The organism is Imperialibacter sp. EC-SDR9 (genome assembly GCF_902498805.1).
GTDB lineage: Bacteria > Bacteroidota > Bacteroidia > Cytophagales > Cyclobacteriaceae > Imperialibacter.
The window spans coordinates 14032-40101 of the sequence record NZ_LR701586.1 but is presented as its reverse complement, the minus strand read 5'-3'; the positions used below and the strand labels follow the sequence as shown (position 1 = coordinate 40101).

Below are 26070 nucleotides of genomic sequence, written 5' to 3'. Positions count from 1 at the left end.
AGCAATCTTGCGCCGTTAAAAGAAGAAACAACCTCACTCCCTATGCACGGCGCAGGTTTTGCCATCGATGCAATTAAAACCCTCAGGAACAATAGATCACTCCTGAAAGGAAAAGGTGCCGGGCCTTACAAAAACTTCGACACGGCTTATATCACCGATACCATCATTTCCAGAAAGGCTCCTGTTTATAGAAAGGCAAGCGCTCAATACCTCGCATCCCTGAGAGCACAACTGGCGGTTGATGATAAGCAACGTACTAGTAAAAAAAGAATGCTGCTGGTGGCAACTGTGACCGCAATCAGCCTGGCTTTTTACTTCCTTCTTTTCTGATTGAAAATTCAGTCAATCTTAGCTTTGTGCAGTTGTAGCTACAGCAAGCCAGTATTTTTGTTTACATTGGGCTGACTGCTACATCCAACGCCTCTTCTAATGACCACATCAAAATCATTGGTTTTGTGGAAGCCAGTATGCTTCCTCCTCTTCTCTATTTCCACCTATCATTCCTTCGCCCAATACACCGTTGAACCTGTAACCATCCAGATCGACTTAACGAAACAAATGGGTGTGCTGGATCCAATATGGGCGTGGTGGGGGTACGACGAGCCCAATTACACGTATATGAAAGATGGGCAAAAGCTGCTTTCGGAAATAGCGAAGCTGAGCAAGGTACCAGTGTATGTAAGAGCACATAGTTTGCTGGTAACAGGCGAAGGCACTTACGGATTGAAATGGGGCTCTACCAATGCCTATACTGAAGACAAAAAGGGGAGACCTATCTACGACTGGACCATCGTCGACAGGATATTTGACACCTACATAGAACGGGGTATGAAGCCTTTTGCTCAAATTGGTTTCATGCCACAGGCACTTTCGAGCAAACCTGAGCCTTATCGGCATTACTGGAAGCCCGGCGCAGAGTACAACGACATTTACACAGGCTGGGCTTATCCGCCTAAAGACTATAAAAAGTGGGCTGAGCTGGTTTACCAGTGGGTAACTCACTGTGTGGATCGGTATGGAAAAGAAGAAGTGGAAAGCTGGTACTGGGAGCTTTGGAATGAGCCCAATATCGGCTACTGGCAGGGAACCATCGAGGAGTATATCAAGCTGTATGACTACAGTGCCGATGCCGTAAAACGAGCACTGCCAACAGCCAAAGTAGGTGGCCCGGAAACCACAGGCCCGGGCTGGGACAAAGCCGAAGAGTTTCTCCGGACATTTCTCGATCATGTAGTGTTCGGTAAAAACTACGTGACTGGCAAAACCGGCTCTCCTCTGGACTTTATTTCGTTCCATGCGAAAGGCAGCCCGAAAGTAGTGGACGGCATGGTGCAAATGAACATTGGCACCCAGCTGCGTGATATCGACAAAGGGTTTGAAGTTGTGGCCTCCTACCCGACTCTCAAACACCTGCCGATTTTGATTGGCGAGTCGGATCCCGAAGGGTGTGCAGCCTGCTCAGAAGCCGACTACCCTCACAATGCTTACCGCAACGGCACCATGTATGCGGCCTATACAGCGGCCGCTTTTGCCAGAAAATACGACCTTGCCAAACACCACGGCGTCAACCTCCTTGGTGCCATCACGTGGGGTTTCGAATTTGAGGAGCAGCCCTGGTTTGCCGGTTTCAGAGACATGGCTACAAATGGTGTCGATAAGCCAGTGCTAAACACCTTCCGCATGTTCGGAATGATGGAAGGCAACAGGGTGGAAGTAAGTCAGGACAACCTGAGCTACAACTACCTGAAGGTAAGAGACGAAAGTGTGAGAGGTCTGGCTCCTGATGTCAATGCGTTGGCATCGAAATCGGACGACATAGCAACAGTAATGGTTTGGAACTATCACGATACCAATGACCTGGAGGTGGAAGACTCTCCCGTTAAAATAAACATCGAGGGTTTTCCAGCAGATGGAAGAATCTTGTTTACCCACTACCGAATTGATCAGGAGCATAGCAACTCTTACACAGAGTGGAAAGAGATGGGAAGTCCGCAAAACCCTACAAGCGAACAAATGGCAACCCTTGAAGAAGCAGGACAGCTTAAACTATATGGCTCACCTGAGTGGGTGGATGTGAAAAACAAAAAACTTACCATCAGCATGAAGCTGCCAAGGCAAGGCATTTCTCTGTTGAAGCTAGAGTGGTAAATTTGTCAAAGAAATCTGTCTCCAACTTTTCTGATGAAAAATAACCTGGTCAATATCAATCAAAAGCTCTCTCTATTCTCTGACCACTGGCATCCACGCATTGTGGGCGAGCTCAATGGCCAGCATGTGAAACTGGCTAAACTCCTCGGTGAGTTTGTGTGGCACAAGCACGACGACGAAGACGAATTGTTTTACGTGATCAAAGGGGAGCTGAAAATGGAATTCAGGGACAAAACCATCATGATCCACGAAAATGAATTCCTTATTGTGCCCAGAGGAGTGGAGCACCGACCAGTGGCTGAACAAGAAGTTTCCGTGATGCTGTTTGAGCCTGCTGCAACCGTTAACACAGGAAACAATCCCGGTGAACTTACAAGGGAGAAGATTGAAAAGATTTAAGCGACTACAATATCCTGCCGTTTTCAGTGAAGGCTAATCGTTGGGTGTGTTTCGGGTACAAAACATGACTTTTGGTGATCGTATTCACCAATAGTTATGCTTTTTGGTGAATACGATCACCAAAAAGCATAATCCCGCTAGACTGTTCAAGAACTGAAGTCTCAGTAGGTGGGTGAGCGTTCATCGAATCACCGCTTTTCTTATACCTTTACCTTCAAACACTCAAGCATGACTACGCAACAAATCGTTCTGGCCGCCAGACCCGTTGGCACCCCCACCAAAGACACTTTCAGGTTTGAAACCACAGAGGTGCCCGCACTTCAGGCAGGCCAGGTACTTCTGCAGGGATTGTACTACTCGGTCGACCCCTACATGCGTGGCCGTATGAGTGATGCCAAGTCGTATGCCCCACCCTTTGAGGTAGGCAAGCCGTTTTACGGTGGAGTAGTTGCCAAGGTACTTTCAAGCAAGTCTGACCTTTTCAAAGAAGGAGATGTGGTGCTGGGCATGCTTTCATGGGCACAGCAGATCGTTGCGACTGAGAAGGAATTAAGGAAAGTTGACACGACGATTGCACCAGCCAGCTACTACCTGGGTATTTTGGGAATGCCCGGACTCACCGCCTATTTCGGTCTTATGCATATTGGGAAGCCGAAGGCGGGAGAAACGGTGGTGGTGTCGGGTGCGGCAGGCGCAGTGGGAGTGCTCGTTGGCCAAATGGCCAATATCCATGGCTGTAGAGTAGTGGGCATCGCCGGCACAGACGAAAAGGTGGCGCTGATCAAAAAAGAGTTTGGCTTTGACGAAGCGATCAACTACAAAACCACGCCCAACATGCGATTGGCCATAAAAGAGTCATGTCCCAATGGGGTCGATATCTATTTTGACAACGTGGGAGGCCCTATCTCAGATGCAGTCATCAGCAATATCAACTTTCACGCTCGCATTCCGCTGTGCGGGCAGATTTCGCTGTACAACAATACCGAAATGGCCATGGGGCCCCGTATCCAGCCCATGTTACTCACAAGAAGTGTGCTTATGCAGGGCTTTATCGTTTTCAATTTTCAAGACAAATACCCTGAAGGATTCAAACACCTGGCGCAGTGGGTAAAAGAAGGCAAGCTAAAAACGACTGAAACGATTATTGATGGATTCGATCAGCTACCAACAGCGCTATTGGGCTTGTTTAAAGGACACAATACTGGTAAAATGTTAGTGAAGGCTTAGCAGAAAAGTGGGTGATCAAATCGTCACCCAACTTTTGCTTTTACCACTTTCGAAAATAGCATCAATCACCTTCATGTTGTTAACGGCATCTTCCAGGGGTGTCGGTACTGGTTTGTTGTCGAGTATGGCCTTCGCAAAAACATCAGCCTGACAGGTATACTGGTCAGCAACAGGGAGCATGATTTCTTCCTTTTTTTCCTTCGTCACCAGCCAGATGCGACAGGGAGTGTCGGGCGGTGCATTGGCTGGTATTTCTATTTCCACATAACCCTCAGTACCAAACACTATACAGCGCTGATACGGCATGAGTTGCGTAGAGCACGTGAAGGTGGCTGATTTTCCACCTGAAAAATCGAGTATCCCCGAAGCTATTCTGTCCGTTTTCATCACCGGATCAAAATCCAACAGCCCCACAGCCCTTGTTGGTTCTTCACTAAAAAGGAACCTGGGAAACGAAATGCAGTAGCAGCCAATGTCCATCAGTCCTCCACCACCAATATCGGCCTGGTTGCGGACATTGTTGGGATCAACATTGTAGTAAGAAAAGAAAGATTGCACCACTTTGGCTTCCCCAATGGCGCCCGACTTCACCAGCTCCTTCGCTTTGACCCACTGAGGATGGAATCGATACATAAAGGCCTCCATTACCCTGAGCTGGGGATGCTTTTTGCTTACCGCCAATAATCGCTCAGCTTCTTTGGCATTCATGCCCACCGGCTTTTCGCAAAGCACATGTTTGCCAGCTTCTATGGCCTTGATCGTCCATTCCACATGCAAGTGATTGGGCAAAGGGTTGTAAACGGCATCTACCTCAGGGTCGGCCAGCAGCGCTTCGTAGGAGCCATGGGCCCTCGGTATGCCTAGTTTCTTAGCCGCCTCATCAGCAGCAGACTGGTTTCTGGAGCTGATCGCCACTACGTCGCAAAACTCACTTTTTTGGATGCCGGGGACCACCTTGGTCATTCCAATTTTGGCGGTGCTGATAATGCCCCATCTAACTTTTTGCTTTGTCATTGTTATTGATGACTTGTGGAAAATATCGTTTCAGACAATAATAACCACTTCAGGCTGATAATGAAAATCCGGTCGGCTCAATGGCAGGACGGTGGCACGTCCCACACACCTTTGACTCAAAGGCTCGGGCAAATGTTTAATATTATGCCTATTTTCAGGGCTTACCGCATAAAAGACACAAATAACTTAAACTCACTAAGTGTAAATGCATACGATTCAGAAAGTAAGTGCGGAAGAAGCCCTCAAGCTCGTTGCAAAAGCCGTAGAGCTGGCCAAAGAAATTGATAAAAACATCGCTGTGGCCATAACCGGTACGGAAGGGGAGCTCATCTCCTTTCTTCGCATGGACGGCGCCAATCCAGCCACAGCCCAAATCGCCCAAAGTAAGGCTTACACCAGCGCCAGGGACTGGAAATCAACCAGGTCCATGGGAGAATTTATGCGCACCGTCAATCGTGAACAAGGCTACTGGACCGATACTGGCATTACCGGCTTTGGTGGTGGCCTCCCAATTGTCCAAAATGAAAAAGTAATTGGTGGCATCGGCATCAGCGGACTCACCGAATCGGAAGATGAAAGAATAGCGGAAGAAGCTATAGCCGCTGTTTTCCCATAAGTCCCATCCAGAAATAGAAATGAACTGCTAATCTGCAACATGATGAGAAAGTATACCACACAAACAACCCTGGTAACAGCGCTGCTGCTACTTCTATCCACGCAGCTGGTTGTCGGACGGCAGTACAAAGACCTTGTGTACGCAACAGCGGGGGACAGAAACCTGCTGGTCGATATTTACCTGCCTGAAAACTCACCTAACCCTTACCTTGTGGTGTGGGTGCATGGAGGCGCCTGGCATTCGGGTTCAAAAGAAAACCCACCCAAAGGGCTGCTCGAAAATGGTTATGCCCTGGCAAGTGTCGACTACCGACTGAGCGTGGAGGCACCCTTTCCGGCCATGGCGCACGATGTCAAGGCTGCCATTCGCTACCTGAGGGCTAACGCCAAAAAATACGGGTACAGGTCTGACAAAATCATCGTGGCGGGCTCCTCCGCAGGTGGGCACCTGGCTGCATTAATCGGCACTACTAATGGAAACAAGGAGCTGGAAGGTACTCTTGGCGACTTCCTGACCACAAGCTCCGACGTGCAGGCAACCATTGACCTATATGGCCCCACCAACTTTACCACTATCCTGAGCCAGTCAACCCCACACGGCATCAGTGTGCGGGCACCAGCACTGGCTCTCCTGCTGGGCAAGCCCGTAGAACAAGTGCCAGACCTGGCAAAGCTGGCCAGCCCTGTTTATCAGGTTGATCCTACCGACCCAGCGATATTCATTGCGCATGGTGAACAGGATATTCAGGTACCGATCAACCAGTCGCTGGAGCTGGTGGGTGCTTGCGAGGCAAATCACGTGAAGGTGCAGTTTGAAGTGGTGTATGGCGCTGGCCACGGCACGCAGGAGTATGACAAGCCGGAGTTTACTGAAAAGATGGTGGCGTTTTTGAAGGAGGTTTTGAAGTAGTCGGGGCAAGCACTGCAAAGAGGCATTCAAATACATAAATGGAGAATGCTTTCTGATTGAAAGTACTAAATTGTCACGTTGTATAATGCGTAACGCAGCCTCCAAAAGGCATTTAAATACTGGAAGCCCTGTATCTTCCAGATTAGAGTTCTTGTTACATTCAACCCAAAAAGACCATTCCTATGAAGCCCCAATTGAATAAGCAGCTATTCTCTTTTTTAGCACTTTCCCTACTTCTCCTACAAACTGCTCTTTTTGCCCAGGGCGTTGAAGGCTACTACCGCTTTCCCAATATCCACAACAACACAGTCGTTTTCACTGCTGAGGGAGACATCTGGACGGTGCCGCTGACAGGAGGGCTGGCACAACGACTCACCACTCATGCTGAAGAAGAAACGGACGCTGCCATTTCTCCCGACGGCACTACCATCGCCTTTTCTGCCAGCTACGAAGGACCGCAGGAGATTTACACCATGCCCATCTCCGGTGGCTTACCCACCCGCTGGACTTATGAGGGCGATGCCTCCACTATGAACTGCTGGACGCCCGACGGAAAGGTGGTGTACGACACCCGGGCCTACGCTACCCTTCCTGATCGTCAGCTGGTAACCATTGACCCTGCCACCAAAAAGAAGTCGAGAGTGCCACTTGCGCAGGCTAGCGAAGCATCTTTCGACACCACAGGCAAAACGGTATTCTTCGTGAGACCATCGTACCACGGCAATGTGACCAAGAGGTACAAAGGGGGCACCGCCCGCCAGATTTGGAAATATACCGAAGGAAGCCCGGAGGCAGTTCAGCTTACGCTCGGCTATGCAGGCGAAAGCCACCACCCCATGTGGTACGATGGACGTGTTTATTTCATCACGGACAGAGACGGCACCATGAATATATGGTCGATCGACGAAAACGGTGGCGGCCTGACTCAGCACACCACACACGAAAACTTTGACGTTCGGGATGCTGGCCTCCATAATGGGCACATTGTTTACCAATGGGGCGCCGACATCTGGCACTATAGCATTCCTGACGATACGCAAACCAAAATCGACATCAGGATTCCCACGGACCTGGATCAGCTCAGGGAAAGATGGGTAGACAATCCAGCTCAGTACATCAGTTCTGTTTCACCTGACAAGGAAGGAGACAAAATTGTGATCACGGCCAGAGGGCGGGTCTTCGCTGTTCCGGTGAAATCGGGCAGAACAGTGGAGTTCACTGACAAAAAAGACGTTCGGTACAGAGATGCCGTTTTCTCCGCCGACGGCAAGAATATTTACACCCTTTCCGACGAAAGTGGTGAATTTGAATTTATCAGTATGCCTGCCAATGGCATTGGTGCCCAGAAAGCTATCACGAAAGACGGCACCGTGCTAAGATACAAAGGGACGCCATCGCCCGACGGAAAATGGCTGGCTTACGACGACCTGGAGAGGCATATGTTTATCCTGAATCTGGCAACGGGAGTCAGCAAAAGAATCTCAACCGGCGAAGAAGGCATCGGCATGTTTTCGTGGTCTCCCGACAGCAAATGGATAGCCTTTGTACAGTCGGCCGACAATACGATGGATCAGATTTTTGTATCCAATGTTGATACGGGCGATACCTTTCCTATTACTACTGACAGAGCCAACAGTCTTTGGCCTGCCTGGAGCCTCGATGGTAAATTCATCTATTTCTTATCGGATCGCAGCTTTACCACGTTGGTGGGCTCACCCTGGGGAGCAAGACAGCCAGAGCCGTATTTTGATGCCAGCGAAAAAATTTACCACATATCCCTTCAAAAAGGCACAAGGTCACCCTTCCGTCCTGACGATGAATTAGCGGTTAAAACAGACAAGCCTGATAGTAAGGAGGGCGATAAGAAAGAAGAAGCCAAACCTGCGGTTGCCATAAAAATAGACAAAGACGGCATTACGCAAAGAATTGAAGAAGTGCCCGTTAGCCCGGGAAATTACAGGGGACTTGAGGTGACAAAGAAAGGCCTTTACATGCTGAGTAGAGAAACAGGGGTTGGCGCCAAAACGCACCTTGGCGTAGTAAAGATCACCAACGATGACCCCAAGCTAGTCACGATGATCGAAGACATCAACGGCTTCAACCTGACTGGAAACGGCGAGAAAATGCTGGTGGTAAAACAAAGGAATTACTACATGGTTGAAGCGGGCACCAGTAAGGTGGCTGACTTGAACGATAAGAAGATCGACCTCAGCGGCTGGAAGTTTGCCATTACACCTAAAGAAGACTGGGAGCAGATCTTTACTGATGCCTGGCGCATGGAAAGGGACTACTTCTACGATAAAAACATGCACGGTGTCAACTGGGATGCTATGCATGCCAAATACCTGCCTTTGGTGGATCGGGTAACGACAAGAGAAGAGCTTTCGGATCTCATTGGCCGCTTTGTTGGTGAGCTTTCAGCTCTCCACACGAGTGTAAGAGGAGGAGATACCAGAGAAGACGAGCTCAATGTAGTCGTGGCCAGCCTCGGTGCTATCTTCTCGAGAGACGATAGTAAAGGCGGCTACAGCATCGACTACATTTATAAAGCTGACCCCGATTATCCTGATGAAAAGTCGCCACTGGACGACCCCTATCTCGACATCAAAGTGGGGGACGTCATTACCAGCGTAAATGGTAAGGCTGCTTTGAGTGCCGTGGACATTGGAGAGCTGATCCGTAACCAGGCCGGTAAGCAGGTGCGAATGAGTGTGAAGCGTGGCACGGTCGAAAAGGATGTGATCGTGGTACCTATGAGCAATCCATACAGCCTTCGCTACCGGGACTGGGAGTATTCCAGGCGATTGGAAGTAGACAAAGCTACAGCCAAAAGCGTGGGCTATGTGCATTTGCAAGCCATGGGCAGCAACGACCTTGAGCAATGGTACCGGGAGTTTTATCCCGTATTTGACCGACAGGGCCTGATCATAGATGTTCGGCACAACCGGGGCGGCAATATCGAAAGCTTTGTGCTGGAGAAGCTATTGAGAAAGGCGTGGATGTACTGGAAAAGCCGCTCCGGCAAACCGTACTGGAATATGCAGTACGCTTTCAGAGGGCATATCGTGATTCTGGTAGACCAAAACACGGCGTCGGATGGCGAATCCTTTGCCGATGGCTTCAAAAGACTGGAGCTGGGCACAGCCATTGGTACCCGCACCTGGGGTGGGGAAATTTGGCTGAGTGGGGTCAACACTTTGAGCGATGGTGGCATTGCCCGTGCGCCCATGATGGGTGTGTATGGGCCGGAAGGCAAGTGGCTGGTGGAAGGCCATGGCTTTGAGCCCGACATTGTGGTCGACAACCTGCCCCATGCGACCTTCGAGGGCGAAGATGCTCAGCTGAAAGCAGCGATAGAGTTTTTGCAAAAGAAAATCAAAGAAGACCCGAGGCCAGTGCCGCCGGTGCCTGCTTATCCTGATAAGTCTTTTGAGAATAAATAACCGGGTAGGCCACTTGCACTCATTCCTACCCGTTTGCAACGGGCAGGAATGAAACTGGCGATTGTATCGCCTTTTCAATCAGTCCTTTTAAAAATAAAGCCTTGTCTGTTATAAATAAGGAGTAGAAATTAGTGGTTATGAGCAATAGACGCAGCTTTCTACGACGAGCCTCCCAAAGTGCCATCGGTATCTCCGCCATACCATACCTATCAACTGCACCAGCTTCTTTCCAATTCCCAACAGCCGAGGGCGAGGCCTACTGGACTGAATTAAGAAAAGCTTTTCCGCTTCAAGATAAGCGGGTCTACTTCAACAATGGCACTTTCGGCCCATCGCCGACACCTGTGCTTGACACCATCAAAAAGTACCTCGATGAAACCAATGGTACCGGCGAGTACGGCCATACCGATGAAGCAAGAGAAGTACTGGCAGCCTTTGTCGGCGTAAAAACGGAAGAGCTCAGCCTGACGCACAACACCACCGAAGGCATCAATATCGTTACCTGGGGATTGCCGCTCAAAGCAGGAGATGAAGTCATCGTTACCCTGCACGAGCATGTGGGCAATGCATTACCCTGGCTCAACCGGGCCAAACTGCACGGCATTGTACTGAAACCATTCGAACCGGGGCTCACGGCAGACGAAAACTTGAGTAAAATAAAAGCATTGGTGACACCCAAAACCAGGGTGATTGCCGTCCCCCACATTACTTGCACCACCGGCCTTGTGCTGCCCATCAAAGAGATTGCTGCCTGGGCACGTAGCAAAAACATTTTCACGGCTATTGACGGAGCCCATGGTGCAGGTACCTTCAACCTGAACCTGAAGGAGCTCGGCTGCGACTTCTACGCTACATCGTGCCACAAATGGATGCTTGGGCCGAATGGCACGGGGTTCCTTTATGTGAGAGAGGAGCTACTCGACACTTTGCAGGCATATCAGGTAGGTGCCTATTCCGACACAGGCTGGGACCTGTACACCAACCCGCCCAGTATGGCGGCCTATGTGCCCACTGCCCATCGCTACGACTATGGCTCACAAAGCACTCCCATGTACATGGGAGCGGCCGCCTCCGCAGAGTTTCATACTACCGTTGGAAAGGAAAAGATTGAAACAAGAGTAAGGGAGCTTTCAACGCTTTTGTTTGAAGGACTTAGCCAACTCAAGCAAAAGCTCGATCTGCTTACCCCCGCCGAAGCCTCTTCCCGTATTTGCATGATCACATTTAAACCGAAAAATATTGGCTACAAGGAATTCAACACATTGGGTGCCAAAGCCGGTTTCCGATTGAGAGTGGTGCCGGAAAGTCATCTCGATGCCATCCGGGTATCGACGCATATCTACAACTCGAAAGCGGAAGTGGAAAGGTTTTTGGAGTTTGTTGGGGAAACGCTTTAAGAGCGGAAACGCAGGAAGACGGAAGATCGCAGGAAGAAGGCGTCGGCAAATCGGGAATGGTCATGGGGCAAAGCCCATCAGATGCCCAAGTGGCCGTAGCTCAGCTTATTTTGCAAACGAATAAAGAAACGGCGCTTTGTGCGCTCCTCCATTGTACAGCTTCTCATGCCGTACCAGCAGATCCGACGCCAGTAACTTCCGCTGGAAAGTAGTGCGACGCAGCTTTTCACCAAGAATGGCCTCATACACTGACTGGAGTTCTTTCATCGTAAACTTCTCAGGTAGCAGGTTGGTCAGCTTGTGGTCGAGGTTTTGCCTGAGGGTTTGAAGTGCTTTGTCGACAATTTTTTGATGATCTAAAATCAGTTTTGGCAAACTGTCAACGTCGTACCAGGTACACGAATCAGAAATGGCGTCCGGCCGGGGTACCACCTGTTTGTAGTCGATGAGTGCATAATAGGCCACAGAAATGAAACGGTCGAGCAGCCAATGGTCGTCAGGCACCTTGTCGTTGAGGCCTTGCATGATCGTTTTCATCACCTCTGGCTTGAAACGGGCCATGTCGCCAAAGGTATAGAACTGCTCCAGAAAAATGTCGTCGAGTCCCGTCCGCTCCTTCAGCCCCCTCCTCACGGCATCGTTAAGTGCCTCATCAGTTCGCACAAACCCACCCGGTAGAGCAAACAGCTTCGTATTGTGATACTCCATGATCAGGATTTTCAGCTTGTCACCGGAAAAACCGAAGATCACCGAATCGTACGCAATATGAGGAAGGAATTCCTTTGGGTTCATTTGGGCATAGAGAGTGTAAAATGTCGTGCCACCAGCCCGGCTGCTGACCTCGCAGTGGGCACAACATAGCCACAACACTGATTCATCACTCCCAATAATTGGCAATTAATAGGAGTTATCCAAAACTTCTTTTATTATTGTTACAAATTGAGACAATAATAAAACACCTACTAACATATGAAAAAACTCACCTTACTCATGGGGTGGCTATGTTTGATCAGCGCTACAGCCATGGCACAGAAAAACAATAGTTTTCCCGTACAAGCTAAAACTGAAAATGGCACCATCGAAGGCAACTACGATGTGACTACCAGCTTATCAATGTACTTCGGCATTCCCTTCGCCAAACCACCTGTTGGCGACCTGAGGTGGAAGGCTCCGCAGCCTGTTGACAACTGGAGTGGTGTAAGGCAAACCAAGAAATTTGGCCCACGTGCCGTGCAGGCAGCAGTGTTCGGCGACATGAACTTCCGTTCCGACGGCATCAGTGAAGACTGCCTTTACCTGAACGTATGGTCACCTGCAAAAGCCAAAGAAACCGGCCTCCCCGTCCTTGTTTATTTCTACGGCGGCGGCTTTGTGGCGGGCGATGGCTCTGAGCCACGCTACGATGGAGCCAGCATGGCTAAAAAGGGCATAGTAGTAGTTACCGTTAACTACCGCCTGGCCATCTTCGGCTTCTTTGCTCACCCGGAGCTGAGTGCTGAGTCACCTTACAAAGGCTCTGGTAACTACGGCTTGCTCGACCAAAACGCTGCTCTCAAATGGGTACAAAAGAACATAGCAGCATTTGGCGGTGACCCTAAGAAAGTGACCATCGCCGGCGAGTCGGCAGGTTCTATTTCGGTAAGTGCACAAATGGCCTCTCCCCTTTCGAAAAACCTGATAGCAGGTGCTATCGGAGAAAGCGGTGCGGGCATCAACCCTACTCTTTCTCCGGTTCCCCTGGCTGAAGCTGAAAAAACGGGACTGGAGTTTGCGCAAAAAGCTGGTTACCCAACGCTGAAAGAGCTAAGGGCGCTTAGCACCAAAGAAGTATATGAGATTTACCAGGCATCCCGACGTTTTGGCTTCCCGACAGTCATTGATGGATATTTCTATCCAAAAACCATCCCTCAGATTTTCAATGCCAAGGAGCAGGCCATGGTGCCTTTATTGCTGGGCTGGAATTCTGCAGAAATCCCTGGCATGGCCTTTATGCAAGGTAAGCCCTACAACGAAGAAAGCTATGTGGCAAAGGTGAAAGAGGCCTATCCTGACACCCACAGCGAAGTACTCAAGCTGTATCCTCATGGCTCAGAAAAAGAGATCGAACTTTCGGCCACAGCCCTGGCATCTGACAGATTCATTTCCTACAGTACCTGGAAGTGGTTTGACCTGCACAGAAAAAATAGCAACCAGCCGGTGTATCGCTACCTGTTCAGCAGAGTGAGACCCCCGCTAAGAGACCAAACGCTTGCTTCAGGTTTGGCGGGCGGCACTGTGAAGAAAGATGAAAATGCACCGAAAATGCCAGAACCAGTTGGCGCTTCCCACGCCTCAGAAATTGAGTACTGCATGGGCAACCTTTACCTTGTCGACGACTATGCCTGGACGCCCGACGACTTCAAAGTGTCAGAAACCATGGAAAACTTCTTTGCCAATTTCATTAAAACCGGCAACCCGAATGGTGAAGGCGTGCCCAACTGGCCAGCTGCCGAAGCCAAAGACACGACGCCTCCAGTCATGATCATCGATGTAGAGTCCAAAGCAGTAGATGCAAAAGACGACGCCCGGTACGTGTTTTTAGACAAGGCATATAAGAACTAAGTGATTAAGGGGGTTACTCTGCCATACAACACATAGTAACCCCTTTAATGGTTTGGAGAGATAAATTGAAGGGCTCCGGGAGATCGGAGCCTTTTTATTGACTCAGAACTTCCAGCAACGCCTTGTTCACGTAGATCGTCTCACGTCCAATTACACGTGACTCAAGAATACCAACGGCCTCAAGCTCCCTGAGGTATCTTGATGCCGCTTTCCTTTCAACATTCAGCACCTTCACTACAAATTCTATTTTGGAGTAGGGCTGCTCAAACAGCAGTTCAACGAGCTCTTTTCGATATATCTTAGGTGCCTTTTTCTGCACTTCTTCAATGGTTTCGCCCAGAAGCAACCTCACTTCTTTTATTCTTGCAATTGTTTGTCTGGCGGTTTCTTCAACTGCCTTCAGCATAAACAATATCCATTCCTCCCATTCCCCTGTTTTATTAGTCAGATTAAGTAGTCGATAATACTCGACTTTATGCTTAATAATATAAGAGCTTAGGTACAAAATAGGCGTATCTATCAACCCATTCAAAATGAGATAGAGGATGTTTAGAATCCGCCCAGCCCTGCCGTTTCCATCATAAAATGGGTGAATACTCTCAAACTGGTGATGAAGAATGGCAAGCTGAATTAATGGAGAAAGCTTTTGCCCGGACAAATTGAAATGCTCGATAAAGTTGTCCAGAAGATCCAGAATCTCCTGCCTGTCTTGTGGTGGTGTGTAAACAACTTCGCCGGTTTTGTCGTTTTTTAGCACAGTTCCGGGAGTACTTCTTATCCCAGCCATATTCTCCACCAATTTCTGTTGCAAGGACACAATATCATTGACTCGCAAGAACCCTTGCCTTTGCACTAAATCAAAGCCGTGGAGTATGGCCTTTCTATAGTTAACAACTTCCTTGGTTTGCACTGATACAATAGAGCTACTCGCTGTGAGTGCCCGGTATAGCTCGTCCTGAGAGGTGATAATATTCTCTATCTCGGAGCTGTCTTTTGCCTCCTGAAGAACTATTGCATTCACCAACATAGACTGATTAGGAATAGAATCAGCAATACCCTTTAGCTCAGCCAAAGCCGCAGCGGCCTTGCTGGTTTGCCTCAACACATCCATCGTTTCAACTAATGCCAATGGAGGAGGAAGCTTTGCAAGCGGCGAATATGGTGCGGCGTGTCCCATGTTTTTCATACGTGTACCAAAAATATAAAAATAGGTACCTATTAACAAAAGATCGGTCCAGCAGAAGCATAAAGCTGAAATACAGCCAAACCTTCATCAGATCCCACGCCTCAGAAATTGAGTACTGCATGGGCAACCTTTACCTGGTCGACGACTACGCCTGGACGCCTGACGACTTCAAAGTGTCAGAAACCATGGAAAACTTCTTTGCTAACTTCATTAAAACCGGGAACCCCAATGGTGACGGCGTGCCCAACTGACCAGCCGCTGAGGCGAAGGACACCACGCCTCCGGTTATGATCATCGATGTAGAGTCCAAAGCAGTAGATGCAAAAGAAGACGCCCGGTATGTGTTTTTGGACAAAGCTTACAAAAACTGATACTGTTGATAGCACCAAAAAGGCCCTGAAAAAATCAGGGCCTTTTTTTAAAAAATCCTTCAACCGTTACACTCCAACTGCCCCAATCTCTTCCCAGAGCAAATTTCCAGCGTAGCGGCGAGCAACCATACCCTCATCGTTCATAGAGAGCAGGTGAATCCATTCGTTATCACATAGGTTTCTTATTGAAGTATGTTTTTCCAGCACTACATTTATTGCGTCTATGGGAGCCTCTATGATCACTTTGAGTCTGATTGGCTCATGCTGGAAGTTTTTACCATCGTGCACTGATTGGATCGGCAGACCGACCCTCAGGTCTCCCGAGAACCCTTCTAACACACCCACGCCGCCAGTCACGTTATGGAGTGTCTTATTTCCGGAACCAAAATTTTTATTGTCCACCGTGGAAGCAAAATACTGCAAGTTGATCCAGCTGGTGACCACCATGGGAGCAGTCATGATCAGCTCGAGCACCTTAAATCCCTCGTCTTTCTTCCAGTCATAAGAATGAAGGAAGCTCCTGCCTTGCAGGTCAAGGTCTTTTGTTCTGAACCTGGGGGCGACGACAAAAGCTGAACATCCTGCCAGGCCCCATTCAGGGCGAACCTGCGACCAATCCTTGCCTCTTCTCATGATAGCATCATCCACATTTCCTTTGGTAGTCATCCGAAGAGCTCGTTCGGTACGTGAAGCATGGCCAGCTTTTGCCAGCGAAGTTTTCAGTTCTTCCAACTCATTCGCCCGACTAGCTAACACTTCTTGCTCATTGAAAATCGTTACTTCATCGGTAGTGGTGTCGTGCAGACAGCAAAGAAAAACAGTAGTGTCCGGTATGTGAATGTTTTCAGCCTTCAGTAATTGCCTTACCTGTCTATCATTCAGTACCGCAGCAGCAACTTTGGCATTGGGCTCTCCACTCCGCCCGCCGCAGGCACCACAATCTAATCCACTTGCATGCGGGTTGTTGACAGTTGTGGATCCATGCCCAACTATTAACACAAATCTGGCAAAACCGCTCGTGAGCGACATCGCATTTAAGGCATTTTTTGCCGTCTGAACACGCTGCTCCAATGGTATACCTGCTGCCACATTGCCGTGTGTCGCCACATTCAGACTAGCTCCTTTGAGCTTCATATATTTGTCCTTTAATCCTACATGATCAGGATGAGGAACCGGACGGCTAAGCCCAAAGCTGTCAGTGAAGAGCTTGGGTAGATAGTACAACCCCAGTGGGCTGACAAAACTAAAACAAGTAACGGCTCCTGACCTGAACGACTTCCATATATGCTGCACCTGGTGTTTCAGCGTTCTGCTTTTTCGTGCCTGCTCATGCGTTTTCTTATCAGGAATTTCTTCCAAAATGGTGGCACCTGTCGTAATAAGAACCGGGCATTGGGCTACTCCCTGACCGTGTGCTATGGGCACATAATTGATAGGAAAAGCAAAGAACCCGGCAAAGCCGATTGTATCTATCCCCTGGTCTACCAGCTCCAGGTTTCGGCGATACACTTCTGATCGGACATCGATACAGAATATGGCCTGTGCCCTCACCTGGGAAGCTGATAGGCTCTTTGTTGCTTTTGGTTCTTTGAATTTTTGAATGATCTCTCGCTGCGCTGCCTGATCAAAGGCTTCTTGTAAAATTAGTTTTTGTGTAAGTTGCTGATTGATTTCTGATGGCGTCGATGTCAACAGCATTGATTTTTTGGCTGTCAACCATTTTACCCTAAGCTTTGGACTGTCGAGGGCTTGGAAAAGGCATGCTTCCCAACAAAGCAGGACGATGAGAAACTCCATCAACTTGCCGCCTTTACCCCCATTTAGTTCGCTTTCCCAATCCAATCTTGCGGCAAAGGCCGACCAGCCACCCACGCTCAAGAGCAAGCGATGCAGATAAATGGGCAATATATTTGCCTGCATCTCCAGGATTTGAAGTGCAGCATCCATGGCTTTAACAGGGTCGCCCGGCAATGATTTGGCTGCTTTTCTGAAGCCCTTCAGTCCCATGATATCTGTTGTATTGTCAACTTCAGCTTCAAATTTCCAGGCCGAAAAAAGAGCTGCTTGTTGGTCAGCAGCGGCCCAGCTTGCCTGCCCGTCGTCAAAATACGATGCCGCCCAGGTGGACATCCTTGACGTAGCAAACCGATTCCAGTCCTTTCCGGTAACCTGGGTAGCCACGTCCGCCAGAGTCGCTACTGTGGAAACTCCCGTTGTCTCGTCGGTGGCACTTTCAATGAGAGCAATAAAGTCGTCGACTTTTGTTTTCTCTTTTGATTTTTTGGACAAAACCGATTGCAGATCACTTCGGGTGATTCTTCCTTCTTTGATTTTCTGAAGGTAGAAGGATAGTGGCAGCGCCATTTGAATGCCGCCTATTTTCGCCAGGGTTTGGGCGGTGCTTTCAAATGTTTGATCAGCGTGACCCAAGTATGGATTTACAGCTACAAAGTTTTCCAGAGGCCAAACTGGTGCAATCTTTTTGCAAGCCTCACGTAGCACCTTGAGATGCTCACTACTACTCATATTCACTGTAGTCATTTGATTTTGGTATGTCATATCTATCTATATCAGGTTTTATGGTTAAATCTCTCTTACCTATGAGGAAGTTTTTATACTACGTTCAACTCTTCTTCCTGCTCGTTAATTTTGGCCCCATAAGCTTCAAATCGATTGAGTGGACGCTGAGTTAAAGGCTGTGAATCGTCCTGCGGCAAAATGCGCAATGAGCTGATCAACCTATCGAAGACGGCATTGGCATAGAATCCATTGCGGAAATGAATGGCAAAGGCATAATAAGAGGTATTGTGGGGGATTTTAGGAGAAACCATTTGAATGACTACAGCGGATGCAAAGACCAGAAGTAACAAGCCGGTCAGGATCATTGTACCCATTCCAGGAGTTGAAACTTCCGGAACCTGGCCCAGGAGAAGGTAATGCATGGCTGACTCAAGTGTGAAGAATGCAAGCGTAACGAGCAAGGCAAGCGATATGGCATGAAACATCAGAGCAGGGTTTCTTTTCGCTTCAATCGCTGATACAAATATCTTCGACAACCCCATAGTGATCACAGTCCCAATCGCCAGCAGCGAAAAGTCTTTTGAAGGGTTAATGCCCCACAAAATGGCGAAGCCTGAATAAAGAGCTAAAGCCAACCAAAGTCCTAATGCAATGATCCAGGGGTTTCCAGAGCCGCTTAGCTTAGCTATTTTTGACATTTTCAGAAGGTCAACGGCACTGCCGGAAGAAAGAAAAGAATGCGCTTTGTAAAATGAATGAGCAACAAGGTGAAGCAAGGCTGCCGGGTATACTCCCATGCCACATACCATGAGACTAAATCCCATGTGTGCAACGCTTGAGTAGCCTAAGGCTGTTTTCACAGAGGGTTGTGTCAAGTAGGCTACAGAGGCAAAAAGCGCTGTGATTCCCCCAACAGCCATCAAAAGAAGTGGTGCCGCCGTGCTGGCGTCCATTACGTAGGCCATTCTGATGATCAAGAAAGGGCCGGCATTTAAGAGGCCGGCATGCAACAAGGCTGAAACCGGCGTGGGTGTTTCCATCACTTCAATCAACCATCCGTGAGTTGGAAACTGAGCAGATTTCAATATGGCCGCCATAGCTAAAAATATCGCAACAACTTCTACCCCATCCCATGGCAGGTCAGAGGCACTGACACTTTTAATAGAAGTAAAAATGGTTTCAAGGTTGCCCGACCCGAACTGATTGTACAAGATTACAAATGCGATGAGAAGGCAAACATCTGCCAGTCTGGCTACTATAAATTTCTTTCTTGCAGCGATAATGGCACCAGCCCTGTGGTTGTAAAAGACCAAAAGCCTGTGCAGTGATACGCTGGTTAAAACCCAAGCCACAAATAAAAGAGCAAGGTTGCCAGCCATTACCAGTAGCTGCACCGATGCAATGGTAGCTGCAAGCCTGCCAAGGAAGGCGCCCTGGCGCTGGTCTCCATCCAGATAGTTAATGCTGAATTTGAAGATAACGAACCCCAGCAAAGCAATCATACCCACCATGATCACACTCACAGCATCAAGGCGAAGACTAAAGCCTAAGTCGTACCAACCAACTAAATCGGTCTGAAAAAGGCCATCCTGGAAAACGATGTAGCCGCACAAAGCAGCCGCCATGATGCTTATGATAGTAGAGACTGTGCCAAGTCGTCGGGTTAACGTGGGGTGAATCCCAGGTTGAAACCATGAAGCCAGGGCCGTCGCTACAAAAGCAGCGGGGGGAAGCAAGGCAAACGCAATAAGAAAGTTATATGGCATAATATATCTCGATTTGGTTTGAGTGACTTAGATTAGATAATTTCAATTGAAATGGTCGACGAAACTCTCAAAGACCGGCCATCTTCCCTGGCAGTTTGAAGTAGTTTTCCTACTTGTTCCTTTGTCTCCTTCAGTGCATTTAACCGAGCCAAAGTCGCCTCGTCTTTGGCGTCGTAGCGTATGAGCTCACTAAAACTTTTGATCTCATGAAAATTGATATTCCTGGCGTACAAATCCTCAATGATTTCTATGGCCTCACTAGCTGAAAACTCACCATTGACCAGCTCAAAATTTTCTTGTTTCTGTTTTTTGATGGGCTCTTCCTGTTGTGTTATCATGTAAATTTTGTTTGATTGATGGGCAAAGTTTGAAAAAGCGTTTCATATATTTTTATTTATATTTGTTATGTAAAGCATAACAAATATTTATGAACTATACCATCCATCAGCTTCAGATATTTTTAAAAGTGGTGCAAACACGAAGTGTGACAAAGGCATCGGAAGAGCTTTTTATGACTCAACCTGCCGTTTCGATTCAGCTAAGAAACCTTCAAGACCAGTTTGAAATACCGCTTACTGAGGTTATTGGACGGCAGCTCTACGTCACCGATTTTGGAAAGGAAGTCGCTAAAATTGCTGAGCGGGTGATTCAGGAATTGGAAAACATCAATTATAAAACGCAGGCTTTTCAGGGTATCCTTACAGGCAAGCTGTCCATTTCTTCGGCGTCGACCGGAAAATATGTAATACCATATTTCCTAAGCGGCTTTCTGGATGAGCACAAAGGAATCGACATCGTCCTTGATGTGACCAATAAGAGTCGGGTAATCGAAAGTTTGAAAAATAATGAAATCGACTTTGCGCTCGTGTCTGTGGTGCCGGAAAGACTAGAAGTAGAGGAAGAGCTGCTGATAGAAAATAAGCTCTACCTCATGGGCAACACGCCCGCACGCAATGAAGGCAAACCATTGATTTACAGGGAGGAGGGGTCAGCCACCCGGATGGCGATGGAGCACTACTTTGAATCACGTGAAGGCAAGCAAAGAAAACGGACGGAGCTGACCTCCAACGAGGCAGTAAAGCAGGCGGTAATTGCAGGGATAGGTCACTCCGTTATGCCGCTGATTGGCATGCGCCATGAACTGATGAGCAAGGAAATCCACATTTTACCTATGGTGGATCTCCCCATTATCACAAAATGGCGCCTCATTTGGCTAAAGGGGAAAAGACTTTCACCTGTTAGCCAGGCATTCCTTGACTATATCAGATCGAACAAACAACACATACTTGACCATAACTTCAGCTGGTATTTGAAATACTGAATGCACTCAAATGGATGCCAGCGGCTGCTATCTGAGAGTGTTATTCTTTGAGGAGTTTCCTTAATCCGGACAGTGTTTGGAAAGGCAGCTCACCTATTGAATTGTTGGCCAGCCATGGCGGAATATTATCTCCTGGTTCGGAGTGAAATACATAGGTCACTTCTGTTTTGCCGTCTATCAGCTGCAACAAAATGTATCCCTCTGCCTTTTTCATGCGCACTATTCCTTGCTTTTCCGGCACGTAGTCAGGGATCCCTTTCAGCAATATTTTTACAACCCCCTGGGCAGACGCTTTAACAGACATCCGGTAAACCATGTCTCTATTACTGTATGGCCACGGAAATATGGTCTCAACATAATTGTATTGTGTATCTCCTTCTCGCCTCAGAAGTGCAGATGTGTTTGTGTAGCCGTACCATTTTGTATAGTCGTCTGCATTTTTCAGTACTTCTACTATCTCATCTGTTGATGCATGAATGGTCATAACCGCCTTAAAAGCTTTGAAAGCAGACCCTTCTTCTTCTTTCGTATAAACAATGATACCGTCCTTGTTCCTGTCAATTTCCCATGACTGTTGAGCGTGAGATACTATTGACAAGAAACCGAATGCGCTGATCAGCAATATTTTAACTTTCACGGTTTCCGCCTATTAGAGGATACTTTCTTTGGTTTGATACAGCCTGAAGAAGTAATACATGAAAAGGATCGAAAAAATGAAATCACCGACTATGACTATGAACACAACAGGCCCGGCAAGCCCCGACAGGTAAAACTTAAACAACGAAATGGCAAAGCCAACTTTACCAATTCCGCCAACGATGACAATTCCTGTATGTTTCAATGGATTGTACGCTACTATAGAATAGCCGATAAAATAGACCAGTGTTGTCCCCCATGCCCCTTGATAGATGGCATAGTAAAGCGGGTCGGCCAACTCCCGGTTAAAAAAACCATTGAACGTGAAAGCGGTATTGAAATAGCCAAAAATTGCTCCTATTAGGTTCCATAGTGCTGAAACAACAAATAAGCCTTTGAAAAAACTGAGTTCATTGCTTCCCATTACAATATCGATTTTGGTTAAAATTGAATTGTAAAGTAATAGCACAAAAAACAGCTGCGCATTTACATATGTAAAGAAATGCTGGTCAGAGGGATCGGTTTTTTCTGATTCTACTCAATTGGGTAGGGCTAATGCCAAGGTAAGAGGCAATATGGTATTGTGGAATTCGTAATTCAATTCCCGGATACTCCTCCTGCATGATCAAATATCGCTTGTCGGCGTCCAGCATAGCCATCTCGAGTTCTTTTTTCTCGTTGCTCAAAAAGTAATTTTCTGCTATCATTCGCCTCAATCTTTCGATCTCAAAATTCCCTTCCGATACCTTTTCTATTTCATGAAACGAAGCTTTCCAAATTTTGCAATCGGTAAGCGCCTGCTGGGCAACATTGTTCTTTTGCTTGCTGATGAGTGACGCATAGGAACCTATAATTGAAGGCGCTGAAAAAAAGGTTTTGTTATATTCTTTTCCCTCATTGTTGACGTAAAACGCCCTGACAATGCCGGTTTCCAGAAAGGCAATTTCCGTTGCATATTCTCCCGTCTTTACAAAATACGCCCCCTTCTTCAGTTCATCGTATACAAACATGCCTGCCATCAGGCTTATTACTTTTTCAGAAAGCGGGACTGTACTGTTAAAGAATTTAATAAGGTTCTCCATAGCGTCTTCGGTTGAGTCGACTATACTAAGTCGCTGGCAGTGGTGGTCTTCCTAAAGTAAATGTGGGAGTTTCATGCAGTTCCGATTCCGCTGACACTTAGCCCCGCCTTGCCCACCGTGGTTTTAGCGAAGGTAGGGCGACACTAAAATTATACTTTGTGGCGGACATTCCAAGCCAACAAATGACTGAAAATGAGTTCCCCATAATAGCTATCGTAACTCACGATTGTTGGCTCACTGGCCGTTGCAGTTTTGATTAGGTGCTTTTCAGAAATACCTTTTTTGTTCCTGAATATGTGAGCATCAATGTATTTCACTTCTTAACCCAAGTCAATGGAATCGAAGCGCACCTTAGCCAACTTTGCTTATGTAATCAAAAGAATAAATTATGAAAGCAATTGAATGTTTAAAGTACGGAGGTTCAGAAAACCTGGTATTAACAGAAGTCGACAAGCCCACGCCAAAAGACAATGAGGTCCTGATTAAGATACATGCGACTTCAGTCACCACCAGCGATGTGCTTATACGTGGGTTGAATGCGTCGCCTGTGGCCAGATTTATGGTTCAACTTTTTTTTGGCTTTGGGAAGCCAAGAAACCCAATCTTAGGAATGGTGTCATCGGGAGTTGTAGAAGGTAAAGGGAAAAATGTAAGTTCATTCAATATAGGCGATGAAGTTTTTGCCTACGGCTCAGTTTCAGCAACAAAGCGTCATTTTGGTTCCTATGCCGAATATATCTGCCTGCCTGAAGATTGGAATATTGCGCTCAAGCCAAAAAACAGCAGTTTCGAAGAAGCAGCCGCTATCCCTTATGGAGGATTGCTTGCTTCACATCTGCTGGGTAAGACCTCGATAAAGAAGGGAGACAAAGTTTTAATTTATGGCGCTTCGGGAAGCATAGGCACAATGGCCATACAATTGGCGAAGCATGCAGGCGCTCACGTCACCAGTGTATGCAGCAGCCGAAACTTTGAATTAGTTAAGTCTTTGGGTAGCGACGAGGTGATTGACTATACGGCAGACAATGCTGATTCACAATTGGGCACATATAAATATGTAATAGACGCTGTTGGAAACTCCAAATCCTCACAGCTAAAGGAGAAAAGCAAAAAAGCCCTTACTCCTAAAGGTAAATATATTTCCATCGATCAGGGAATTCCTTTGACTCCCAAAGACGCTTTTACCAATCTGAAAACTTTGACGGAACAAGAGAAAATTAAGCCGGTGATAGACCGTATCTATCCTTTGAGCAAAATGGCCGAGGCGCATCAGTATGTGGAAATGGGGCATAAAAGAGGAAATGTGGTCATTACGGTATAAATGGAATTTGACGTACTGAAAAGGTTTGAAATTATGGGATCACAAAATACAATTGCACGGACTTTTGGTGACCTATTTGAGATTACACTAGGTATTTGGCTGATCGCAAAAGGATTCAAGGAAATTGAACATATTCCAAGCTAATCGTTATCAGACAAAAGCCGTTTTCTAATTCGGCTTAAAGATTCTGGCTTTATCCCGATATAACTGGCAAGATGATATTGAGGTACTCTCTGAAGTAAATCGGGCCTTGATTTCAAAATCTTTAGATAGCGTTTTTCAGGTGAGTCTGTATAGTAAGCGGCCAATGCTTCTCTTTGCTCTGCAAAAGCAGCTTCCATGATGGTGCGTGATATTGTTTCAAACCTGGGAAAGGATTTAAAAAGGGCCTGAGCCCGCTGTTCGTTGCCCACAACAACAGTGGTGTCCTCAACGCAGACCCAATTGTGCTTTGCAGAATTTTGTGGAGAAAAGCTGTTTAACGAAATGGCCCATTGTTCTTCTGTGAAAAAATTCGTCGTTTTTTCATCACCATCAGCCAGAAAATACTCTCTTATGCAGCCTTCAAGTATGAAATAGGTGTTGGCTGATTGATGCCCTTCTTTCAATAAATAGTCACCCTTCTTATACGTCTTAGTTTGCATGCTATCAGCAATAGCTTTTGACTCTTCCTTTGAAAGCGGCGATATTCTTGAAAAATAGTCTACAAATTTGCTTTGCATGAGAAAAACTTAATCTCTGGCATGTAAAACGCCTTTCTTGTGCTCTCTTGTCGTACCAGTTTACCGCTAACGGCTGGCAAAACCTCTCGGCCTGGCCGCTGTTAGTTTCTTTAAAACTATCCGATTCAAATGTCCTTTGCCACTAGGGCATAAGCCTATGGATTACTTGTGCCTGTTATTGGTTTTCCTATTCGTAAGTTTTCGAGCCAGATACTGTGTGTTTAGGCCATATTTTCAAACGCCCTCCCTCAGAGTCTTCTCAAAGGGACTCTGAGGGAGAACAAATTCGTTTTTTTGCCTGTAAAAACAAAGGGGTTACAGCGCCTGGGCAGGACTGAGCCGCAGGCCACTTTTGTGCTTTACAGGAACCGGTGCTTTTTTCGATGATTTAACGACCTCAACAACGACATTACCTCTTTTTCGCCCACTGTCTACATATTCATGGGCTTCCACTATATCAGACAAGGAGAACGTTTTGTCAACAAATGGCTTGATTTTCCCTTCTTCAGCCAGCTGGCACAATTCATCCAAATGCTGCTGAGTCGGTGAAGTGAAAGCCGCTACTGATGCAAACCGGCCTCCCTTTTTCAGCACTTTGCTGGCTTTTGCTTTCGAGGTTTTTCCCACGGCATCAAAAACAATATCAAACTTCTTCTCAAGCAAAGAATAGTCCCGCAGCTTGTAATCCACAGTGCTATCGGCTCCAAGTGATTTTACCATATCGAAATTGGCACTGCTGCATACAGCAGATACGGTAGCGCCCAGCGCTTTGGCAATTTGGATAGCATGGCTTCCTACACTGCCCGAAGCACCGTAAATCAGCACTTGTTGTCCTTTGCTTAACCGGGCCTTTTTCAGTAGAAACAAGGCCGTCATTCCCCCAACAGGAAGGGCTGCAGCTTCATTGAAACTGAGGATTTTGGGCTTCAATGCCAGCATGCCTTTATTTCTCTCCTCGGGAATGCATAGATACTCAGTGTAAGAGCCTGTGGGCAGCATGGTTGGCGTCCCTACCACTTCATCACCCACCTTGTATTTGGTGACATCCTTGCCAACTGCTTCGACAATTCCCGAAAATTCATGACCCAGAATCTCCTTTTTCGGCTTCAACACGCCGAACAGCAGCCTGGCAATGAGCCAGGCAACCGGTGGGAAATCTGAACTTCGCAACCTCGTATCACCTGAGGTGACAGTAGTGGCGTAAATTTTAACAAGGACCTCGTTGTCCTTTGGCTGCGGCTTTTTTATTTCAACCAGATTCAAAACACTGGGAGCGCCGTATTTTGTATATTTAACTGCTTTCATGTGTATAAAATTTGTTTTTCAGCGGCCACATGGAATAGCCAATAGCATTTCGGAAGTGATAGTCGACTGTTCTCCGACTTTATTCA

Annotated in this window: 23 protein-coding genes; 12 read left to right on the top strand and 11 right to left on the bottom strand. The window is 47.3% G+C overall.

Annotated elements, in window-relative coordinates:
• Positions 1 to 42 precede the first annotated feature (42 nt).
• From GC130_RS14670 to GC130_RS14655, 4 genes are all read left to right on the top strand, one after another.
• Entirely contained in the window at positions 43 to 330 is a 288-nt protein-coding gene (locus tag GC130_RS14670; RefSeq protein WP_151999083.1) for a hypothetical protein, read from the top strand.
• Between the two features lie 99 nt (positions 331 to 429).
• The gene (locus GC130_RS14665; RefSeq protein WP_151999082.1) at positions 430 to 2148 is read left to right on the top strand and encodes a beta-xylosidase; all 1719 of its coding nucleotides are present in this window, start codon (positions 430 to 432) and stop codon (positions 2146 to 2148) included.
• A gap of 33 nt (positions 2149 to 2181) precedes the next feature.
• Positions 2182 to 2547, top strand: a complete 366-nt coding sequence (locus GC130_RS14660; protein ID WP_151999081.1) for a cupin domain-containing protein — start codon at positions 2182 to 2184, stop codon at positions 2545 to 2547.
• A gap of 228 nt (positions 2548 to 2775) precedes the next feature.
• Entirely contained in the window at positions 2776 to 3774 is a 999-nt protein-coding gene (locus tag GC130_RS14655) for an NADP-dependent oxidoreductase (protein WP_151999080.1), read from the top strand.
• 15 nt (positions 3775 to 3789) lie between these two features.
• Here GC130_RS14655 and GC130_RS14650 read toward each other — a convergent pair whose 3' ends face one another.
• Positions 3790 to 4788, bottom strand: a complete 999-nt coding sequence (locus GC130_RS14650; RefSeq protein ID WP_151999079.1) for a Gfo/Idh/MocA family protein — start codon at positions 4786 to 4788, stop codon at positions 3790 to 3792.
• Between the two features lie 205 nt (positions 4789 to 4993).
• Between GC130_RS14650 and GC130_RS14645 the strand changes: the two genes are divergently transcribed.
• The 4 genes from GC130_RS14645 to GC130_RS14630 all read left to right on the top strand — a co-directional run bounded on the left by GC130_RS14645 (position 4994) and on the right by GC130_RS14630 (position 11153).
• Complete coding sequence (locus GC130_RS14645; RefSeq protein ID WP_151999078.1) at positions 4994 to 5404, top strand: heme-binding protein; 411 nt, start codon at positions 4994 to 4996, stop codon at positions 5402 to 5404.
• Between the two features lie 42 nt (positions 5405 to 5446).
• On the top strand, positions 5447 to 6313 hold the full coding sequence (locus GC130_RS14640; protein WP_151999185.1) for an alpha/beta hydrolase: 867 nt from the start codon (positions 5447 to 5449) through the stop codon (positions 6311 to 6313).
• A gap of 182 nt (positions 6314 to 6495) precedes the next feature.
• Positions 6496 to 9756, top strand: a complete 3261-nt coding sequence (locus GC130_RS14635) for a S41 family peptidase (protein WP_151999077.1) — start codon at positions 6496 to 6498, stop codon at positions 9754 to 9756.
• A 137-nt stretch (positions 9757 to 9893) separates the two neighbouring features.
• Positions 9894 to 11153 (top strand): aminotransferase class V-fold PLP-dependent enzyme, encoded by a 1260-nt coding sequence (locus tag GC130_RS14630; protein WP_151999076.1) that lies wholly within the window; start codon positions 9894 to 9896, stop codon positions 11151 to 11153.
• Between the two features lie 105 nt (positions 11154 to 11258).
• On the opposite strand, the gene GC130_RS14625 is transcribed toward GC130_RS14630, so the two are convergent.
• Entirely contained in the window at positions 11259 to 11945 is a 687-nt protein-coding gene (locus GC130_RS14625) for an NUDIX domain-containing protein (protein ID WP_151999075.1), read from the bottom strand.
• A 177-nt stretch (positions 11946 to 12122) separates the two neighbouring features.
• Here GC130_RS14625 and GC130_RS14620 point away from each other — a divergent pair, with 177 nt between their 5' ends.
• Positions 12123 to 13754, top strand: a complete 1632-nt coding sequence (locus GC130_RS14620; protein ID WP_151999074.1) for a carboxylesterase/lipase family protein — start codon at positions 12123 to 12125, stop codon at positions 13752 to 13754.
• Positions 13755 to 13848: 94 nt separating this feature from the next.
• Here the strand turns inward: GC130_RS14620 and GC130_RS14615 are convergent, their stop codons facing one another.
• On the bottom strand, positions 13849 to 14931 hold the full coding sequence (locus GC130_RS14615; protein WP_226940496.1) for a Fic family protein: 1083 nt from the start codon (positions 14929 to 14931) through the stop codon (positions 13849 to 13851).
• Between GC130_RS14615 and GC130_RS14610 the strand changes: the two genes are divergently transcribed.
• Complete coding sequence (locus tag GC130_RS14610) at positions 14877 to 15191, top strand: carboxylesterase family protein (RefSeq protein WP_151999072.1); 315 nt, start codon at positions 14877 to 14879, stop codon at positions 15189 to 15191. The genes GC130_RS14615 and GC130_RS14610 overlap by 55 nt on opposite strands.
• 186 nt (positions 15192 to 15377) lie before the next feature.
• Here the strand turns inward: GC130_RS14610 and GC130_RS14605 are convergent, their stop codons facing one another.
• Genes GC130_RS14605 through GC130_RS14595 form a run of 3 tightly spaced genes read right to left on the bottom strand, consistent with a single transcriptional unit; the run spans position 15378 to position 19935 of the window.
• Positions 15378 to 17870, bottom strand: a complete 2493-nt coding sequence (locus GC130_RS14605; protein WP_151999071.1) for a YbcC family protein — start codon at positions 17868 to 17870, stop codon at positions 15378 to 15380.
• Between the two features lie 53 nt (positions 17871 to 17923).
• Complete coding sequence (locus tag GC130_RS14600; RefSeq protein ID WP_151999070.1) at positions 17924 to 19597, bottom strand: proton-conducting transporter membrane subunit; 1674 nt, start codon at positions 19595 to 19597, stop codon at positions 17924 to 17926.
• Between the two features lie 32 nt (positions 19598 to 19629).
• Positions 19630 to 19935, bottom strand: coding sequence for a hypothetical protein (locus tag GC130_RS14595; RefSeq protein WP_151999069.1), 306 nt, complete (start codon positions 19933 to 19935; stop codon positions 19630 to 19632).
• 89 nt (positions 19936 to 20024) lie between these two features.
• Here GC130_RS14595 and GC130_RS14590 point away from each other — a divergent pair, with 89 nt between their 5' ends.
• Entirely contained in the window at positions 20025 to 20918 is an 894-nt protein-coding gene (locus GC130_RS14590) for a LysR substrate-binding domain-containing protein (protein WP_151999068.1), read from the top strand.
• A gap of 40 nt (positions 20919 to 20958) precedes the next feature.
• Here GC130_RS14590 and GC130_RS14585 read toward each other — a convergent pair whose 3' ends face one another.
• The 3 genes from GC130_RS14585 to GC130_RS14575 form a co-directional block, all read right to left on the bottom strand.
• Complete coding sequence (locus GC130_RS14585) at positions 20959 to 21555, bottom strand: START domain-containing protein (RefSeq protein WP_151999067.1); 597 nt, start codon at positions 21553 to 21555, stop codon at positions 20959 to 20961.
• A 12-nt stretch (positions 21556 to 21567) separates the two neighbouring features.
• Positions 21568 to 21978, bottom strand: a complete 411-nt coding sequence (locus GC130_RS14580; RefSeq protein ID WP_151999066.1) for a hypothetical protein — start codon at positions 21976 to 21978, stop codon at positions 21568 to 21570.
• A gap of 85 nt (positions 21979 to 22063) precedes the next feature.
• On the bottom strand, positions 22064 to 22636 hold the full coding sequence (locus GC130_RS14575) for a Crp/Fnr family transcriptional regulator (RefSeq protein ID WP_151999065.1): 573 nt from the start codon (positions 22634 to 22636) through the stop codon (positions 22064 to 22066).
• A 388-nt stretch (positions 22637 to 23024) separates the two neighbouring features.
• Between GC130_RS14575 and GC130_RS14570 the strand changes: the two genes are divergently transcribed.
• The gene (locus GC130_RS14570) at positions 23025 to 23957 is read left to right on the top strand and encodes an NAD(P)-dependent alcohol dehydrogenase (protein ID WP_151999064.1); all 933 of its coding nucleotides are present in this window, start codon (positions 23025 to 23027) and stop codon (positions 23955 to 23957) included.
• A gap of 140 nt (positions 23958 to 24097) precedes the next feature.
• On the opposite strand, the gene GC130_RS14565 is transcribed toward GC130_RS14570, so the two are convergent.
• Positions 24098 to 24679, bottom strand: a complete 582-nt coding sequence (locus GC130_RS14565; RefSeq protein ID WP_151999063.1) for a Crp/Fnr family transcriptional regulator — start codon at positions 24677 to 24679, stop codon at positions 24098 to 24100.
• A gap of 315 nt (positions 24680 to 24994) precedes the next feature.
• A complete protein-coding gene (locus GC130_RS14560; protein WP_151999062.1) occupies positions 24995 to 25984 on the bottom strand; it encodes an NAD(P)-dependent alcohol dehydrogenase in 990 nt (329 codons plus the stop codon).
• Positions 25985 to 26070: the final 86 nt, after the last annotated feature.